This is a genomic window from Streptomyces sp. a15, assembly GCF_059026085.1.
In genome coordinates, this window is record NZ_JBWLKM010000002.1 from 157,148 (window position 1) to 173,946 (window position 16,799).

A 16,799-nucleotide genomic window follows, 5' to 3' on the forward strand; every position below is an offset into this window, starting at 1 on the left:
TTCCCCTGTGCTGGGCACATACGTGCAGCACACGAACGGCCCACCGACCGCTCCCGGAACTCCGGGTGGTGGTGGGCTGCCCGCGACACCTACAACGGTGCGCGACGCTCCTGGATCAACAGATCCGGCTGGATGTCCCGCCTGAGGCGCCGACCGGAGCCGGACACGGGACGCAGCACTTCGGACGAGTCTACAGGCTGCTCAGGGCCGCTTGCGACCGAGGTGCTTCCTGGTCCACTCCACCGCGTCCGCGTAACGGGCCTCGGCGCCGTGCCGGGTGGGGGTGTAGTACTCGCGGTCCTGGATCGCGTCCGGGGCGTACTGCTGGGGGGCGATGCCCTCGGGCCGGTCGTGCGGATACACGTACCCCTGCGCGTGGCCGAGCTTGGCGGCGCCCTTGTAGTGCCCGTCGCGCAGATGCGGGGGCACGGGTCCGGCCAGTCCCTTGCGTACGTCGTCCAGGGCGGCGCCGATCGCCGTCGTCGCGGCGTTGGACTTGGGGGCCAGGGCGAGGGCGATGGTGGCGTGGCTGAGGGTGAGGGCGGCCTCGGGGAAGCCGATCATGGCGACGGCCTGGGCGGCGGCGACGGCGATCGGCAGGGCGTTCGGATCGGCGAGGCCGATGTCCTCGCTGGCGGAGATCATCAGGCGGCGGGCGATGAAGCGGGGGTCCTCGCCGGCCTCGATCATCCGGGCCAGGTAGTGCAGGGCCGCGTCGACGTCGGAGCCGCGGATGGACTTGATGAGGGCGCTGGCCACGTCGTAGTGCTGGTCGCCGTCCCGGTCGTACTTCACGGCGGCCCGGTCGACGGTCTCCTCGAGCGTCTGGAGGCCGACCTCGGTCTCGCCCTTGTCGAGGGCAGCCCCGGCGGCGGCCTCCAAGGCGGTCAGGGCGCGGCGCGCGTCGCCGCCGGCGATGCGCAGCAGGTGGTTCTCGGTGTCCTCGGGGAGGGTGACGGCGTCCTTGAGTCCGCGCTCGTCGCTCACCGCACGGCGGACGAGGCTGCGCAGGTCGTCGTCGGTGAGGGGTTCGAGGGTGAGGAGGAGGGAGCGGGACAGCAGCGGGGAGATGATCGAGAAGTACGGGTTCTCGGTGGTCGCCGCGATCAGGGTCACCCAGCGGTTCTCGACGGCCGGGAGCAGGGAGTCCTGCTGGGCCTTGCTGAAGCGGTGGATCTCGTCGAGGAAGAGGACGGTCTCCTTGCCGTAGCCGCCGGTGGCGCGGCGGGCTCCGTCGATGACCGCGCGGACTTCCTTGACGCCGGCGGTGATCGCGGACAGCTCCACGAAGCGCTTGTTGGTGGCCTTGGAGACGACGTAGGCCAGGGTGGTCTTGCCGGTGCCGGGCGGGCCCCAGAGGATCACCGAGGAGGGTCCGGCGGGGCCGCCCGAGCCCTCGCCGACCAGTCTGCGCAGGGGCGAGCCCGGCTTCAGCAGGTGCTGCTGGCCCACGACCTCGTCGAGGGTGCGCGGGCGCATCCGGACCGCCAGGGGGCTGCTGGACGGGTCCTTCTCCTGGCGGTCTTCCGCCGCGGCGGTGAACAGGTCGGGCTCCACGTCCAAAACCCTATGTCACCGCACTGACAATCCCGTCGGGGCCGTCGGAGAGCCCAGGTGCCCGGGCGGTCAGCTGGTCCAGAAGTCCCACCAGCGGGTCAGGATCAGCATGCCGATGATGCCGATGTGCAGCACCGGCATGACCCAGGTGAACTCGCCGAAGAAGCTCTTCAGCCAGCGCGGAGCGGGCAGGAAGCCGTTGCGGATGTTGAACGAGGTCACGTACCAGAACATGATGATCGTCGCGACCCAGGCCAGGCAGCACCACAGGCACAGCGCGTTGATGCGGTACAGGGACTGGAACATCAGCCAGGCGCAGAATCCGGCGCCGAAGAGGGTGCCGGCGTTGAAGGTGAGCCAGTACCAGCGCGGGAAGCGGGCGCGGCCGAGCAGGCTCATGCCGACGGCGATGACGATGCCGTAGGCGACGAGGCCGAGCATCGGGTTGGGGAAGCCGAAGGCCGAGGCCTGGTCGCTCTCCATGACGCTGCCGCAGGAGACGACGGGGTTCAGACTGCAGCCGGGCGTGAAGCTCTTGCCCTCGACCTTGGCCTCGAGCAGCTTGAACTTGTCGATCGTGATGACCCATGCCGCGAGCAGTCCCGCGGCGCCGGTGATCACCAGCAACAGGGCGAACGCACGGCTGCCGCCCACCGACCGCGGCGCGGCCTCGGCGCGCTCCGGCTCGGGTTCCGTGGAGACGTCCTTCACTGTCGTCTTGCTCATCACGCCGTTCCGTCACTTGAGAGTCGGACCTTCCCCGGACAGGAGTCATTGTGCCGTACCGAGGCGCGTGTCCACCGTTCGGTGGACGTAAGGAAGTACGTGCGGTCGTCCCGGAGCGTTCGGTTCCGGACGAGGCTCGGCGGCATGACAACACACGCGAACGGACTCGCGGTGGACGTACGGGGGCTGCGCAAGCAGTACGGCGACGTGACCGCGGTCGACGGCATCGATCTCGGTATCCGCAGGGGTGAGGTGTTCGGCCTGCTGGGGCCCAACGGGGCGGGCAAGAGCACGACGGTGGAGATCCTCCAGGGCAACCGTGACCGGGACGCGGGCGAGGTGTCCGTCCTCGGGTCGGATCCGGCGCACGGCACGCGCGCGTGGCGCTCACGTGTCGGAATCGTCTGGCAGGACGAATCCGCGCCCGCTGAGTTGACGGTCCGCGAGACCGTACGGCACTTCGCCCGCTACTACCCGAGGCCCCGGGACCCGGAGGAGGTCATCGGCCTGGTGGGTCTGGAGGCCAAGGCGGGCAGCCGGATCAAGGCGCTGTCCGGCGGGCAGCGCCGACGGCTCGACGTGGCCCTCGGGGTGATCGGCGGTCCCGAGCTACTGCTTCTGGACGAGCCGACGACCGGCTTCGACCCCGCGGCGCGGCGCCAGTTCTGGGACCTGATCCGCAAGCTGTCCGCCGAGGGCACGACCATCGTGCTGACCACGCACTACCTGGAGGAGGCGGAAGCCCTCGCGGACCGGCTGGCGATCATCGCCCAGGGGCAGGTCGTCGCCGAGGGCGAACCGGCCGGCCTGCGGGAGCGGTACGGCACGGGCGCCACCGTCGAGTGGACCGACCCGGACGGCACCCCGCGCGCGGAGCGCACGGACACACCGACCAGGACGGTCGGCACGCTCATGCGCCGCTTCGAGGGCGAGATCCCCGGGCTGCGCGTGCGCCGCCCCACCCTGGAGGACGTCTACCTCCGCCTGACCGGACAGGAGGACGCGCGATGACCACGACCGCCGTACGACCGCGGGCGGACGCCCTGGCCGAGAGGCTGCCCGGCGCCTGGGGCATCGGTCTCCAGCGGGGCGCCCTGGAACTGCGGCAGTTCTTCCGGCAACGCGACCACGTGGTGTTCACCTTCGCCTTCCCGGTGGTGTTCCTGTTCCTGTTCGCGTCGATCTTCCGCGACGACGTGCGAGGCGCGGGCATCAACGCCTCGCAGCTGTACGTCCCGGCGATGATGGCCGCCGGCATCATGTCGACGAGTTTCCAGTCCCTCGGCATCTCGATCGCGATCGAGCGGGACGAGAAGGTGCTGCGTCGGCTGCGCGGCACGCCGATGCCGCCGGCGTCGTACTTCCTCGGCAAGATCTGGTTGGTTCTGGTCACCGGTCTGCTGGAGACGGCGATCCTGCTGCTCGTCGGCACCGCCTTCTACGACATCGACCTGCCCTCGGACACGGGCCGGTGGTTCGACTTCGCCTGGATCTTCGTGCTCGGGCTGACGGCGTGCGCACTGCTCGGCATCGCGATCAGCTCGGTCCCGAAGACCGGCAAGAGCGCGACCTCCGTGGTCGTACTTCCGTTCCTGGTGTTGCAGTTCATCTCCGGGGTGTACATCGCGATCGACACCATCCCGGACTGGATGCTGAACATCGGGGCGCTGTTCCCGCTGAAGTGGATGTGCCAGGGCCTGCGCGGGGTGTTCCTGCCGGAGTCGGCACAGGTTCTGGAACAGGCCGGAGGCTGGGAGTTCGGGCGGATCGCCCTGGTGCTGGGGGCGTGGTGCGTCGGAGGATTGCTGCTGTGTCTGCTGACCTTCCGGTGGAAGAACCGGCGCGACGGGTGACCCTTCCCGACGAGGTCGTCGGCGCCTACACCTGGACGCGGTCGTTCCGGATCTGGGACATCTACTTCGCGCTCATCTGGCTGGCCACCCTGGTGTTCGTGCTCGGCGCGGGGCCCCCGGGGTGGCCGGTCCGCATCACCGCGGCGGCGCTGCTGGTCCCCCTGATCCCCCTGTTCGTGTGGGTGGGCCGGCCCATCCTGCGGGGCGATCCGCCCGAGGAGCGGCAGGCCCTCGGCTACCTCGTGGCGGCGATGGCGCTGTTCCTGCCGTCGGCGATCCTGGTCGGCGAGACCCGGCTGATGACCTTCGCGCTGGTTCCCCAGTGCTTCATGTCGTTGCGGATGCGGCAGGCGCTGGTGGCGGTGGCCGTCATCAATCTCGCGCCCGTCGCCGGCTGGGCCCTGCTGTGGTGGCCGAGTGACCAGGAGGTCTTCTTCAACGGGCTGTTCGCCGTGGTCACCCTCGTCTTCTCGCTGGCCGTCGGCACCTGGGTCATCCGGATCATCGAGCAGAGCCAGGAGCGGGCCGAACTGATCGCGAAGCTGGACTCGAGCCGTCACGAGATCTCCCGGCTGTCGGCCGCGCACGGCGCCCTGGCCGAGCGGGAGCGGATGGCGCGGGAGATCCACGACACGCTCGCGCAGGGCTTCACCAGTCTGCTGATGCTGGTCCAGGCCGTCGAGGCGGAGCTCGACCACGACGTGTCCCAGGCCCGCCGGCATCTGGCGCTGATGGACGAGACGGCCCGGCTGAACCTCGCCGAGGCCCGTGCCCTGGTCGCCGGGGGCGCGCCCGCCGACCTGGCCGGCGCCTCCCTGCCGGACGCGCTGCGCAGACTGGCCGCCCGCCACGAGGCGACGCTGGAGGTGACCGGCCCCGTACGTGCCCTCCCCGCCGGCCCCGAGGTCGTCGCCCTGCGCGCCTGCCAGGAGGCACTGGCCAACGCCCGCAAGCACGCCGGGAGTTCGGCGGTCGCCGTGACGGTGGCGTACGCCGACGACTCGCTGACCGTCTCCGTACGGGACGACGGCTGCGGCTTCGAACCGACCGCCGTCGACACCGCTGCCGGCGGCTACGGCCTGACGGGGCTGCGGGCCCGGGCCACCGAGGTCGGCGGAACGGCCCAGGTGCGCAGCGCCCCCGGCGACGGCACGACGGTGACCGTCCGCCTGCCCCTACCGTCCCCGAGGAGTTCATCGTGATCCGGATCATCCTGGCCGACGACCATCCCGTCGTACGGGAGGGACTGCGGGCGATGCTCAGCGCGGAACCGGACCTGGAGGTGATCGCCGACGCGTCCAGCGGGCCGCAGGCGGAGGCGCTGGCCGCCGAGTTGCGGCCCGACATCGTGCTGATGGACCTGCGGATGCCGGGCGGAGGGGGCGTCGACTCCATCGTGCGGATGAGCGAGGCCGGGCTGCCGTGCCGGGTGATCGTCCTGACGACCTACGAGACGGACCGGGACATCCTGCGGGCGGTGGAGGCCGGAGCGGCGGGTTACCTGCTGAAGGATCTGCCACGGGGAGAACTCGCGGAGTCGGTACGGGCCGCCGCTCGCGGCGAGACAGTGCTGGCGCCGTCGGTGGCGGCACGGCTGGTGGACCAGCTGCGGACGAAGCCGGATCGACCGCGGTTGTCGGAGCGGGAGACGGCGGTGCTGCGGCTGGTGGCCGAGGGCTGCACGAACGCCGAGATCGGCCGCCGGCTGTTCATCGGTGAGTCAACGGTGAAGACCCACCTGCTACGGGCCTTCGGCAAGCTGGGGGTGGACGACCGGACAGCGGCGGTGACGAGCGCGATGCGATACGGCTTGCTGGACTGAACCCAGCCCGTCCGGCGTTTGAGGACGAGGCCCTTCGGGCCGAAGCGGGGGCCTGGGGGCGGCAGCCCCCAGGGACGGGACGGGAAGGGGCGGCGGGGGCGAAGAAACACCCCCTCTCACCCCTCCCCCCTCAGCCCAGCCTCGACTCCAGTTCCGCCACGATCTCGTTGACCCCGACCGCCGTCTGCTCCCCGGACTCCATGTCCTTGAGCTGGACGACACCCTCGACGAGGTCACGCTCACCGGCGACGATCGTGTAACGGGCGCCACTGCGGTTGGCGTTCTTCATCGCGCCCTTCAGCCCCTTGGCGCCGTAGGAGAAGTCGGCCGCGATACCCACCTTGCGCAGCTCGGTGACCTTGGCGAACAGCACCCGGCGGGCATCCTCGCCGAGCGGAACCGCGAACACGCTGGTGGTGGAAGGCAGTTCGAGCTCGACGCCCTCCGCCTCCAGGGCGAGGACCGTACGGTCGACGCCCAGCGCCCAGCCGACGGACGGCAGCGCGGGACCGCCGATCATCTCGGACAGACCGTCGTAGCGACCGCCGCCGCCCACCGCGGACTGGGAACCCAGGCCGTCGTGGACGAACTCGAACGTGGTGCGGGTGTAGTAGTCCAGGCCGCGCACCAGCTTCGGGTCGTCCTCGAAGGAGACGCCCGCCGCGGTGATCAGCTCGCGCACCTCCTCGTGGTACGCCTTGCAGGCGTCGCAGAGGTAGTCGCGCAGCAGCGGGGCGTCGGTCAGCTGCTTCTGGACGTCGGGACGCTTGTCGTCGAGGACGCGCAGCGGGTTGATGTCCGCTCGGCGCAGGGTGTCCTCGTCGAGGTCCAGGCCGCGCAGGAAGTCCTGCAGGGCGGCCCGGTACACCGGACGGCACTCCTTGTCGCCCAGGCTGTTCAGCAGGATCCGGAAGTTCCTGAGCCCCAGCGAGCGGTACGCCTGGTCCGCCAGGATGATCAGCTCGGCGTCCAGCGCCGGGTCCTCCGCACCGATCGCCTCGGCGCCGACCTGGGAGAAGTGGCGGTAACGGCCCTTCTGGGGACGCTCGTAGCGGTAGTACGAGCCGGAGTACCAGAGCTTGACGGGGAGGTTGCCCGTTTTGTGGAGGTTGGCCTCCAGGGCGGCCCGCAGGACGGACGCCGTGCCCTCGGGGCGCAGGGCGAGCTGGTCGCCGCCCTTGGTCTCGAAGGCGTACATCTCCTTCGTCACGATGTCGGTCGACTCACCCACACCGCGCGCGAACAGTTCGACGTTCTCGAAGCCGGGCGTCTCGATGTAGCCGTAGCCGGAGGTGCGCAGGGGCGCGGCGATCGCCTCGCGGACGGCCAGGAACCTGGCGCTGTCCGGCGGGATCAGGTCGTACGTGCCCTTGGGGGCCTTGAAGGTGCTCACGGAAGGTCTCGTCACATTCCTCGTCGGGGAGCGGCGTTGGAATCCGCACCGCGATCTTGGCGGCCTGCGGCCACTTGCCGCAGATACGGGTTGGTGGCGCGCTCCTGGCCGATGGTCGTCTGGGGGCCGTGGCCCGACAGCACCACGGTCGAGTCCTCGAGCGGCAGGCACACGCGGGCCAGCGAGTCGAGCATCTCGGCCATGTCACCGCCGGGCAGGTCGGTGCGTCCGATGGAGCCGGCGAAGAGCAGATCGCCCGAGAAGAAGACCGACGGGATGTCGGCCGTCTCGGGCATCCGGAAGGTCACCGACCCCTTGGTATGGCCGGGCGCGTGGGCGACGGACAGTTCCATGCCCGCCAGCTCCAGCTTCACGCCGTCGGTCAGTTCGCGGACGTCGTCCGGCTCCCCCACGGTCAGCTCGCCCATCAGCTGCGTCCCGATGGAGCGGCCGAGACCCATCGACGGGTCGGTCATCATGTACCGGTCCTCGGGGTGGATCCACGCCGGTACGCCGTGCGCCCCGCACACCGGGACGACCGAGGCCACGTGATCGATGTGGCCGTGGGTGAGGACGACGGCGACGGGCTTGAGCCGATGCTTCTTCAGCGTCTCCTCGACTCCCTGGGCGGCCTGGTGGCCCGGGTCGATGATCACGCACTCCTCACCGGCGGCGGGGGCGACGAGATAACAGTTCGTCCCCCAGGCCCCGGCGGGGAACCCGGCAATGAGCACGATCGTCCTTCGTTTGTGTCGATACGGGTGGGCTGCTCGGCGACTGCGCCTGTGGTCAGAGCCTACCGGCGCTGCCGATTCCTCAGCGAACCCATATACGGTACGGGGCACACGCACGCGGTCGGCTCACAAGACGCACGCGTCCCAGAGGCGTACGAGACGCATGAGGAGAGAATCCGGTGGTCACCCAGGAACAGCGGAAGCGGCAGCTCGCGCGGGAGAAGTTCTTGCGGCAGCAGCAGCGGCGCACGTCCGCGCGACGCAAGGCGCGCATGCGCAACTCGGTGATCGCGTCGGTGCTCGGCGTGGTCGTGATCGGCAGCGTCGCGCTGTACACGACCGGCGCCCTCAAGGACGACGACAAGACCAACGCGAGCTCCGAGACGACCCCGAGCGCGGAGGCGACCAGCAAGGCGCCGGACCCGTGCGAGAAGGCCGCCGCGGGCAAGGTCAAGACGGCGACCTGGAAGAAGGAGCCGGCGGTCACCATCGACAAGTCGGCGAAGTACACGATGAAGCTGGCGACGACGTGCGGTGAGATAGACATCGCGATGAAGACGTCGGCGGCCCCGCACACCGTGAACTCGTTCAGCTTCCTCGCCGGCAAGGGCTACTTCGACCACACCAAGTGCCACCGGCTCACCACCAGCGGCATCTACGTGCTGCAGTGCGGCGACCCGACCGGCTCCGGCAGCGGCGGCCCCGGCTACACGATCCCGGACGAGAACCTGAAGGACAAAAGCCTGAAGGACAACATCTATCCGGCGGGCACGGTCGCGATGGCGAACACCGGCCAGGCGCACACCGGCGGCAGCCAGTTCTTCCTGGTCTACCAGGACAGCCAGTTGCCGCCCAGCTACACACCGTTCGGCACGATTTCGGAGGCCGGCATGAAGGTGCTGAAGAAGATCGCGGGCGCGGGCGAGAGCACCGGAGCGGGCGACGGAGCGCCCAATGCAACGGTCGTCATCAACAAGGCAACCGTCACCAAATCCTGACCGCCAACTGCGTAATTTCGGTCGCGCGGGATGCGGACAGGCAACCCGCCGGTCGCCTATGTTGGCCGTGACGAAACTGTGGACGATGCTCGGGGGCGCTGAGGCTCCTTGCAGGCATCATGTGGAGGAGGCGCTGTGAGCAGCGACCCGTGGGGCCGCGTCGACGAGACGGGGACCGTGTACGTGCGTACGGCCGACGGCGAGCAGGTCGTCGGTTCCTGGCAGGCCGGCTCTCCTGACGAGGCGCTGGCCTACTTCGAGCGCAAGTACGAGGGCCTGGTTGTCGAGATCGGCCTCCTCGAGAAGCGAGTGAAGACCACCGACCTGTCGGCGAAGGACGCGCAGGCCGCGATCGACCACATCCGCGAGCAGGTCGACGCCCACCACGCGGTCGGCGACCTGGACGCCCTGCGGGTCCGGCTGGACAAGCTCGTGGAGACCGTCGAGAAGCGGCGCGAGGAGCGCAAGCAGCAGCGTGCCAAGCAGTCCGACGAGGCGCGTCACGCCAAGGAGGCGCTGGTCACCGAGGCGGAGGAGCTGGCGCAGTCGGACCAGTGGCGGGCGGCCGGTGAGCGGCTGCGCGCGCTGGTGGACACCTGGAAGGGCCTGCCGCGCCTGGACCGCAAGTCGGACGACGAGCTGTGGCACCGCTTCTCGCACGCGCGCTCGGCGTTCTCCAAGCGCCGCAAGGCACACTTCGCGTCGCTGGACGCGCAGCGCGAGGAGGCCCGCAGGACCAAGGAGCGCCTGGTCGGCGAGGCCGAGGCGCTGTCCGGTTCAACGGACTGGGGTCCGACGGCCGCGCGCTACCGCGAGCTGATGGCGGAGTGGAAGGCCGCGGGCCGTGCCCAGCGCGAGCACGAGGACGACCTGTGGAACCGCTTCCGCGGCGCCCAGGACGTCTTCTTCGCCGCCCGCAGCTCGGTCTTCGCCGAGCGGGACGCCGAGCAGTCGGAGAACCTGAAGCTGAAGGAGGAGCTGGCCGAGGAGGCCGAGAAGCTCCTGCCGATCGGCGACCTGAAGAGCGCCCGCGCCGCCTTCCGCTCGCTCAACGAGCGCTGGGAGGCCATCGGCCACGTCCCGCGTGACGCACGGCCGAAGGTCGAGGGCCGGATGCACGCGGTCGAGCGGGCCCTGCAGGAGGCCGAGGAGACCGAGTGGCGCCGGACGAACCCGGAGGCACGCGCGCGTGCCGAGGGTCTGACCGGTCAGCTCCAGGCCGCGGTCGACAAGCTGAGGGGCCAGATCGAGCAGGCCCGGACCCAGGGCAACAACGCCAGGGCCGACAAGCTCGAGAAGGAGCTGGCGGGCCGCGAGGCTCTGCTGGAGCAGGCTCTGAAGGGGCTCCAGGAGTTCGGCGGCTGAGCCTTTAAGAGGCGGCTGAGCCGTTAAGAGGGGCTCCCGTACCTTGCCGGTACGGGAGCCCCTCTGCGTATGCGGCGCTTGTGCTACCTGCTGCGCGCTGACGTCACCCGGTACACGTCGTACACGCCCTCGACTCCCCTGACCGCCTTCAGAACGTGCCCGAGGTGCTTCGGGTCGCCCATCTCGAAGGTGAAGCGGGACGTGGCGACGCGGTCGCGGGAGGTCTGGACGGCCGCGGAGAGGATGTTGACGTGCTGGTCGGACAGGACGCGCGTGACGTCCGACAGGAGCCGGGAGCGGTCCAGTGCCTCGACCTGGATGGCGACCAGGAAGACCGAGGACTGGGTGGGTGCCCACTCGACCTCGAGGATGCGCTCGGGCTCGCGGGACAGTGAGTCCACGTTCACGCAGTCGCTGCGGTGAACCGATACGCCACTACCGCGTGTGACGAAGCCTATGATCGGGTCGCCGGGGACGGGCGTACAACAGCGGGCGAGTTTGACCCACACGTCGTCGACGCCCTTGACCACGACACCCGGGTCGGTGCTGGTGCGGCGCTTGCGGCCGCGACCGCGGGACGGCGGAACCGACTCGTCGATCTCCTCGGTGGCCGCTTCCTCGCCGCCGAGCGCCTGGACGAGCTTCTGCACCACGTTCTGCGCGGAGACATGCCCCTCACCGATCGCCGCGTACAGCGCGGAGATGTCCGGGTAGCGCATCTCGTGGGCCAGCGTCACCAGGGAGTCGCCGGTCAGGATGCGCTGGATCGGCAGGTTCTGTTTGCGCATCGCGCGGACGATGGCGTCCTTGCCCTGCTCGATCGCCTCGTCGCGCCGCTCCTTGGAGAACCACGCCCGGATCTTGTTGCGGGCGCGCGGCGACTTCACGAAGTTCAGCCAGTCGCGGGACGGTCCGGCCCCGGCCGCCTTGGACGTGAAGACCTCCACCAGGTCGCCGTTGTCCAGGGTCGATTCCAGCGGTACGAGGCGTCCGTTGACGCGGGCTCCTATGGTGCGGTGACCCACCTCGGTGTGCACCGCGTACGAGAAGTCCACGGGCGTGGCACCCGCCGGCAGCGCTATCACGTCGCCCTTGGGGGTGAAGACGAAGACCTCGTTGCGCGACAGGTCGAAGCGCAGGGACTCCAGGAACTCGCCGGGGTCCTCGGTCTCCTTCTGCCAGTCGAGGAGCTGGCGCAGCCACGCCATGTCGTTGAGGTGGTCGTCCTTGCCGGTGGTCCTCGGCTGGTCCGAACGCACCTTGGAGGCGCCGGCGACGGCCTCCTGCTTGTACTTCCAGTGCGCGGCGATGCCGTACTCGGCGCGGCGGTGCATGTCGAACGTACGGATCTGGAGTTCGACCGGCTTGCCGTTGGGTCCGATGACCGTCGTGTGCAGCGACTGGTACATGTTGAACTTGGGCATCGCGATGTAGTCCTTGAACCGCCCCGGAACCGGGTTCCAGCGGGCGTGCACGGTGCCCAGCGCCGCGTAGCAGTCTCGGACGGTGTCCACCAGGACGCGGATGCCCACCAGGTCGTAGATCTCCGCGAAGTCACGGCCGCGGACGATCATCTTCTGGTAGACGCTGTAGTAGTGCTTCGGGCGGCCGGTGACGGTCGCCTTGATGCGGGCGGCGCGCAGGTCGGACTGCACCTCGTCGGTCACTATGGCGAGGTACTCGTCGCGCTTGGGGGCGCGCTCGGCGACGAGGCGGACGATCTCGTCGTACATCTTGGGGTAGAGGATCGCGAAGGCGAGGTCCTCCAGCTCCCACTTGATGGTGTTCATGCCCAGCCGGTGGGCGAGCGGCGCGTAGATCTCGAGGGTCTCGCGCGCCTTCTTCTCCTGCTTCTCGCGCTTGAGGTAGCGCATGGTGCGCATGTTGTGCAGGCGGTCGGCGAGCTTGATGACCAGGACGCGCGGGTCCTTGGCCATCGCCACGACCATCTTGCGCACGGTCTCGGCCTGCGCGGCCTCGCCGAACTTGACCTTGTCCAGCTTGGTGACGCCGTCCACGAGGAGGGCGACGGAGTCGCCGAAGTCGCGGCGCAGCTGGTCGAGGCCGTACTCGGTGTCCTCGACGGTGTCGTGCAGGAGCCCGGCCATGAGGGTGGCGGGGTCCATGCCGAGCTCGGCGAGGATGGTGGTCACCGCGAGCGGGTGCGTGATGTACGGGTCGCCGCTCTTGCGCTTCTGGCCGCGGTGCCAGCGCTCGGCGACCTGGTAGGCCTGCTCGATCTGCCGGAGCGTGGCCGTCTCGATCTTGGGGTCGTTGCTGCGGACTATCCGCAGCAGCGGCTCGAGGACCGGGTTGTACGGATTGGAGCGCTGCACACCGAGACGGGCGAGGCGGGCGCGGACGCGGTTGGAGGAGCCGGTGCGGGCGGGCTGGCCCGCGGTGGGGCGGACCGCCGGCGAGTTGGTGGGCCGCTGTGCCGGAGCCGGAGGGGCGGGCGGGACGGGCTTGGGGCGCGTCTGCTCGGCCGACTTGTCGACGGGCCCGGACTGGGCGTGCTCGACCGGCCCGCGGGGGTCGTTCTTCGCGTTGTTCGCATGCGGCGCGGGCTTCGCCGTGGCGTCCGAGGCGGACTCGGGCTTGGCGGCGGTGAGTGGCTGGGCCTCGTCTGGCAAGAGGGCTCCTCGTGCGCGATCCGGGTCCCCCGGTCAGGCTCCGGACACCCCATGGTAGCGATCCTTTGCCTGAGGATCGCCTTCAGGCCACTGTGAGGACCGTCAACCGGAGAAACACGAGAGGCGGGCGCCGGATTCCTCCGGGCCCGCCTTCGCGGTGTCGGCACGTGATGCGCGCCTTGTGTACCGGTGCTCAGACCTTGAGCAGCGCCTCCAGCGGGGCGCCGGCGAGGGCCGGCTCCAGGCGGGCGCGGCCGCCGAGGAAGCCCAGCTCCATCAGTACGGCGAGGCCCGCGACCTCGGCGCCCGCCCGGCGGATGAGCTGGATCGACGCCTCGGCGGTGCCGCCGGTGGCGAGGACGTCGTCGATGACCAGGACGCGGTCGCCCGCGCTCAGGTCCTCGGCGTGTACCTCGATCTCGGCGGAGCCGTACTCCAGGTCGTACGCCTGGCTGAGGGTCGCTCCGGGGAGCTTGCCCGCCTTGCGCACGGGGATGAAGCCGAGCCCGGCGCGAACGGCGACGGGGGCGCCGAGGATGAAGCCGCGGGCCTCCAGGCCGACGATCTTCGTGGCGCCGGTATCCGTGGCCAGAGCGGCGAGGGCGTCGGTGAGTGCGGTGAACGCCGCCGGATCCGCCAGGAGCGGGGTGATGTCCTTGAACATCACGCCCGGCTCCGGGTAGTCCGGCACATCACGGATGCGGCTGAGCAGCAGTGCCGTGATGTCGGTGAGCTCGGTCATCGGCGCTTCCCGGAGGGTCGGCCGCGGCCCCGGTTGCGGGACGCGGGCTGGGTGCGCGGGCCCACGACCGCCGGCGCCGCGTCCTCCGGCTCGTCGTCGAACGGCTCGTCGACGGCCTCGTTCTCCGGCGGCTCGCCCTTGGCGGCGGCCTGCGCGCGCTTGGCGAGCACGCGCTTCTTGAGGGCCTTCATCTGCGGCTCGCGCTCCTTGAGGTCGGCGACGAGCGGCGTGGCGATGAAGATCGAGGAGTACGCACCGGCCGCGAGGCCGACGAACAGCGACAGCGAGATGTCGTTGAGCATGCCGGCGCCGAGGACACCGCCACCGATGAACAGCAGGGCGGCCACCGGAAGCAGCGCGACCACCGTGGTGTTGACGGACCGGACCAGGGTGCTGTTGATCGAGCGGTTGGCGATGTCGCTGTACGTCCAGCGGGTCTGTTTGGTGATGTCCTTCGTCTGCTCCTTGAGGCTGTCGAAGACGACGACCGTGTCGTAGAGCGAGTAACCAAGAATGGTCAGCAGACCGATCACCGTGCCCGGTGTGACCTCGAAGCCGACGAGGGCGTAGATGCCGACCGTGATGGTGATGTCGTGGATCAGCGCGACGAACGCGGCGAGTGCCATGCGCCACTCGAAGGCGATCGCCAGATAGATCACGACCAGGACGAGGAAGATGCCGAGGCCCTGCCAGGCCTTGTTGGCGACCTGATCACCCCAGCTGGGGCCGACCAGGTCGGCGTTGATCTGCTCGCTGTCGACCTTGAGGTCCTTGGCGAGCTCCTGCTTGATCTGGCCGGACGTGTCGGTGTCGATGCCCGCGATCTGGATGCGCAGGCTGCCGTCGCCGAGCTTCTGGACGATCGCGTCGTGCCCGGAGGCCTCTTCCGCGTACGTCTCCGCCTGCGACACCGAGACACTGGTGTTCTTCGGGGTGGTGAAGACGGCACCGCCCTCGAACTCGATGCCCATGTTCAGGCCGCGCACCGCCAGGCCGACGATGGCCGTGATGGTGATCAGGATCGAGAGGCCGTACCAGAGCTTGCGGTTGCCGACGAAGTCGTAGCCGACCTCGCCACGGTGCAGTCGGGCGCCGAGGTTGCCGAGCTTCGACATCTCACGCCTCCTTCGGGTCGACAGGGCCGGCGACAGGCTGGACGGGACGGCGGGTGCGGCGCAGCGGGGGCTTGGCGCCCAGTCGCTTGGGGTCGAGGCCGGACCAGCTGTGGCCGCTCGAGAAGAACTTGCTGCGCGAGACGAGCGTCAGCAGCGGCTTGGTGAACAGGAAGACGACCACCACATCGAGGAGGGTGGTCAGGCCGAGCGTGAACGCGAAGCCCTGGACCTTGCCGACGGTGACGATGAAGAGCACCGCCGCGGCGAGGAACGACACGAAGTCGGAGACCAGGATGGTGCGCCGGGCGCGCGGCCAGGCCCGTTCGACGGCGGGACGCAGTGTGCGGCCCTCGCGGATCTCGTCCCGGACGCGTTCGAAGTACACGATGAACGAGTCCGCTGTGATGCCGATCGCGACGATGGCACCACACACGGCCGGGAGGTTGAGCGCGAAGCCGATGCCCGGGCCGAGCAGCGCCATGATCACGTAGGTGAGGGCCGCGGAGACCAGCAGCGAGGCGACGGCGATGAGGGCCAGGCCGCGGTAGTAGGCCACCAGGTAGATGACGACCAGGGCGAGGCCGATGGCTCCGGCGATCAGACCGGCCTTCAGCTGCTCGCCACCGAGCGCGGCGGTCACCGTGGTGACGCTGTCCTCCTTGAAGGTCAGCGGCAGGGCGCCGTACGACAGCATGTTGGCGAGGCTCTGGGCCGACTCCTGGTTGAAGTTGCCGGAGATCTCCGCGCTGCCGCCGGTCAGCGCCTGGCTGACGTACGGGTCGGAGACGACGTCGCCGTCCAGGACGATCGCGAACTGGTTCTGCGGGGACTGGTTCTGGGCCAGCTTGCCCGTGATGTCGGCGAACTTCTTGGCGCCGCCGTCGGTGAAGTCCATGGTGACGGTCCAGCCGGCGCCGGTCGTCGTGTTGAGGACGGCCTGCGCCTTGTCCACGTCGGTGCCGTCGACCGCGGCCGGGCCCAGGATGTACTTCTGCCACTGGCCCTGCGAGTTCTGGCCGCAGGCCACGGTGGAGTCAGTGGGCTTGGCGCCGTCACCGGCCTTGGCACGGGCCGCCGCGTCGGTGCAGTCGAGTGCGGCGTACTGGGCCTCGAGTTGGCCGGCCGCCGCGCTGGCATCGCTGCTGCTCGCGGACGGGGAGGGGGAGGCACTCGCGGAGGCCGAGGCGCTCGCCGACGGCGTGGGGTCGGCCTTCAGGGCGTCGGTGAGCGCGCGGCCCTGCGAGGTGGACGTCGCCGACGGGGTGGTGGAGCTGGAGGGAGAGGACGACGAGGTCGCCTTGTCCGTGGCCTTGTCGCTGCCCGACGCGCTGCTGGAGGCGCTCGGCGACGGGCTGGCCGTCGCGGCGGCGCCCGAGACCTCGGTGGCCAGGACCGGCCGGAAGTACAGCTTGGCGGTGGTGCCGACCTGCTTCTGGGCCTCCTCGGAGTTCGTACCCTTGGGGATGTTGACGATGATGTTCTGCTCGCCCTGGGTCTGAACCTCGGCCTCCGAGACGCCAAGACCATTGACACGGCGGTTCATGATGTCGACCGCGGTGTCCATGTTGGTCTTGTTGATCGCGGATTCCTGGCCGGCCTCGGGGACCGCCCGGAGCGTGATGCTCGTACCACCGGCAAGGTCGATGCCGAGACGCGGAGTGGTGTGCCCGGAGAGGAACATTCCTCCGGTGAGCGCCACGATGGCGATCAGGATGAGGGCCAGCGAGCGCCATGGCTTGCTCTGGGCACTCGCGCTCCGGCCCTTCTTAGGTGCTGCCACCTTCTCGTACTCCCTCTCGGGCCGCCTCGCGCCGGATCGGCGGGCGGGCGGCCATGACATGGTGTCGGGATCCCGTGCGAG

At 69.8% G+C, this 16,799-nt stretch carries 14 protein-coding genes; 6 read left to right on the plus strand and 8 right to left on the minus strand.

What is annotated here, in order from left to right; translation table 11 throughout:
• Window positions 1-201: 201 nt before the first annotated feature.
• Window positions 202-1,557: a replication-associated recombination protein A gene (locus AC5P09_RS03710; protein ID WP_493872423.1), complete on the minus strand. Its 1,356-nt coding sequence runs from the start codon at window positions 1,555-1,557 to the stop codon at window positions 202-204.
• Window positions 1,558-1,626: 69 nt separating this feature from the next.
• Entirely contained in the window at window positions 1,627-2,283 is a 657-nt protein-coding gene (locus tag AC5P09_RS03715) for a vitamin K epoxide reductase family protein (protein ID WP_493872424.1), read from the minus strand.
• A 144-nt stretch (window positions 2,284-2,427) separates the two neighbouring features.
• Between AC5P09_RS03715 and AC5P09_RS03720 the strand changes: the two genes are divergently transcribed.
• The 4 genes from AC5P09_RS03720 to AC5P09_RS03735 are packed head-to-tail and all read left to right on the plus strand — an operon-like array spanning window position 2,428 to window position 5,958.
• A complete protein-coding gene (locus AC5P09_RS03720; protein WP_493872425.1) occupies window positions 2,428-3,294 on the plus strand; it encodes an ABC transporter ATP-binding protein in 867 nt (288 codons plus the stop codon).
• Window positions 3,291-4,136, plus strand: a complete 846-nt coding sequence (locus AC5P09_RS03725; protein WP_493872426.1) for an ABC transporter permease — start codon at window positions 3,291-3,293, stop codon at window positions 4,134-4,136. The genes AC5P09_RS03720 and AC5P09_RS03725 overlap by 4 nt, the downstream gene beginning before the upstream one ends.
• On the plus strand, window positions 4,112-5,338 hold the full coding sequence (locus AC5P09_RS03730) for a sensor histidine kinase (protein WP_493872563.1): 1,227 nt from the start codon (window positions 4,112-4,114) through the stop codon (window positions 5,336-5,338). The genes AC5P09_RS03725 and AC5P09_RS03730 overlap by 25 nt, the downstream gene beginning before the upstream one ends.
• On the plus strand, window positions 5,335-5,958 hold the full coding sequence (locus AC5P09_RS03735; RefSeq protein ID WP_493872427.1) for a response regulator: 624 nt from the start codon (window positions 5,335-5,337) through the stop codon (window positions 5,956-5,958). Before AC5P09_RS03730 ends, AC5P09_RS03735 begins: the two co-directional genes overlap by 4 nt.
• A gap of 130 nt (window positions 5,959-6,088) precedes the next feature.
• Here AC5P09_RS03735 and hisS read toward each other — a convergent pair whose 3' ends face one another.
• Together hisS and AC5P09_RS03745 are read right to left on the minus strand one after the other, a co-directional pair.
• A complete protein-coding gene (hisS, locus tag AC5P09_RS03740; RefSeq protein WP_493872428.1) occupies window positions 6,089-7,351 on the minus strand; it encodes a histidine--tRNA ligase in 1,263 nt (420 codons plus the stop codon).
• Between the two features lie 11 nt (window positions 7,352-7,362).
• Window positions 7,363-8,085 (minus strand): MBL fold metallo-hydrolase, encoded by a 723-nt coding sequence (locus AC5P09_RS03745; protein WP_493872429.1) that lies wholly within the window; start codon window positions 8,083-8,085, stop codon window positions 7,363-7,365.
• A 179-nt stretch (window positions 8,086-8,264) separates the two neighbouring features.
• Here AC5P09_RS03745 and AC5P09_RS03750 point away from each other — a divergent pair, with 179 nt between their 5' ends.
• Entirely contained in the window at window positions 8,265-9,083 is an 819-nt protein-coding gene (locus AC5P09_RS03750; protein ID WP_493872430.1) for a peptidylprolyl isomerase, read from the plus strand.
• Window positions 9,084-9,218: 135 nt separating this feature from the next.
• On the plus strand, window positions 9,219-10,448 hold the full coding sequence (locus AC5P09_RS03755) for a DUF349 domain-containing protein (RefSeq protein WP_266442973.1): 1,230 nt from the start codon (window positions 9,219-9,221) through the stop codon (window positions 10,446-10,448).
• 83 nt (window positions 10,449-10,531) lie between these two features.
• Here AC5P09_RS03755 and AC5P09_RS03760 read toward each other — a convergent pair whose 3' ends face one another.
• The 4 genes from AC5P09_RS03760 to secD form a co-directional block, all read right to left on the minus strand.
• Window positions 10,532-13,081, minus strand: a complete 2,550-nt coding sequence (locus AC5P09_RS03760; RefSeq protein ID WP_493872431.1) for a RelA/SpoT family protein — start codon at window positions 13,079-13,081, stop codon at window positions 10,532-10,534.
• A 193-nt stretch (window positions 13,082-13,274) separates the two neighbouring features.
• Window positions 13,275-13,823, minus strand: coding sequence for an adenine phosphoribosyltransferase (locus AC5P09_RS03765; protein WP_493872432.1), 549 nt, complete (start codon window positions 13,821-13,823; stop codon window positions 13,275-13,277).
• A complete protein-coding gene (gene secF, locus AC5P09_RS03770) occupies window positions 13,820-14,938 on the minus strand; it encodes a protein translocase subunit SecF (protein WP_329342475.1) in 1,119 nt (372 codons plus the stop codon). Before secF ends, AC5P09_RS03765 begins: the two co-directional genes overlap by 4 nt.
• Before the next feature lies 1 nt (window position 14,939).
• Window positions 14,940-16,718 (minus strand): protein translocase subunit SecD, encoded by a 1,779-nt coding sequence (gene secD / locus AC5P09_RS03775; protein WP_493872433.1) that lies wholly within the window; start codon window positions 16,716-16,718, stop codon window positions 14,940-14,942.
• Window positions 16,719-16,799 lie beyond the last annotated feature (81 nt).

What these genes read in the sequence shown, in the direction of transcription:
- AC5P09_RS03725 (WP_493872426.1), top strand. Translation starts at nt 3,291, where the DNA reads ATGACCACGACCGCCGTACGACCGCGGGCGGACGCCCTGGCCGAGAGG.
- AC5P09_RS03720 (WP_493872425.1), top strand. Translation starts at nt 2,428, where the DNA reads ATGACAACACACGCGAACGGACTCGCGGTGGACGTACGGGGGCTGCGC.
- AC5P09_RS03765 (WP_493872432.1), bottom strand. Translation starts at nt 13,823, where the DNA reads ATGACCGAGCTCACCGACATCACGGCACTGCTGCTCAGCCGCATCCGT.
- secF (WP_329342475.1), bottom strand. Translation starts at nt 14,938, where the DNA reads ATGTCGAAGCTCGGCAACCTCGGCGCCCGACTGCACCGTGGCGAGGTC.
- AC5P09_RS03715 (WP_493872424.1), bottom strand. Translation starts at nt 2,283, where the DNA reads ATGAGCAAGACGACAGTGAAGGACGTCTCCACGGAACCCGAGCCGGAG.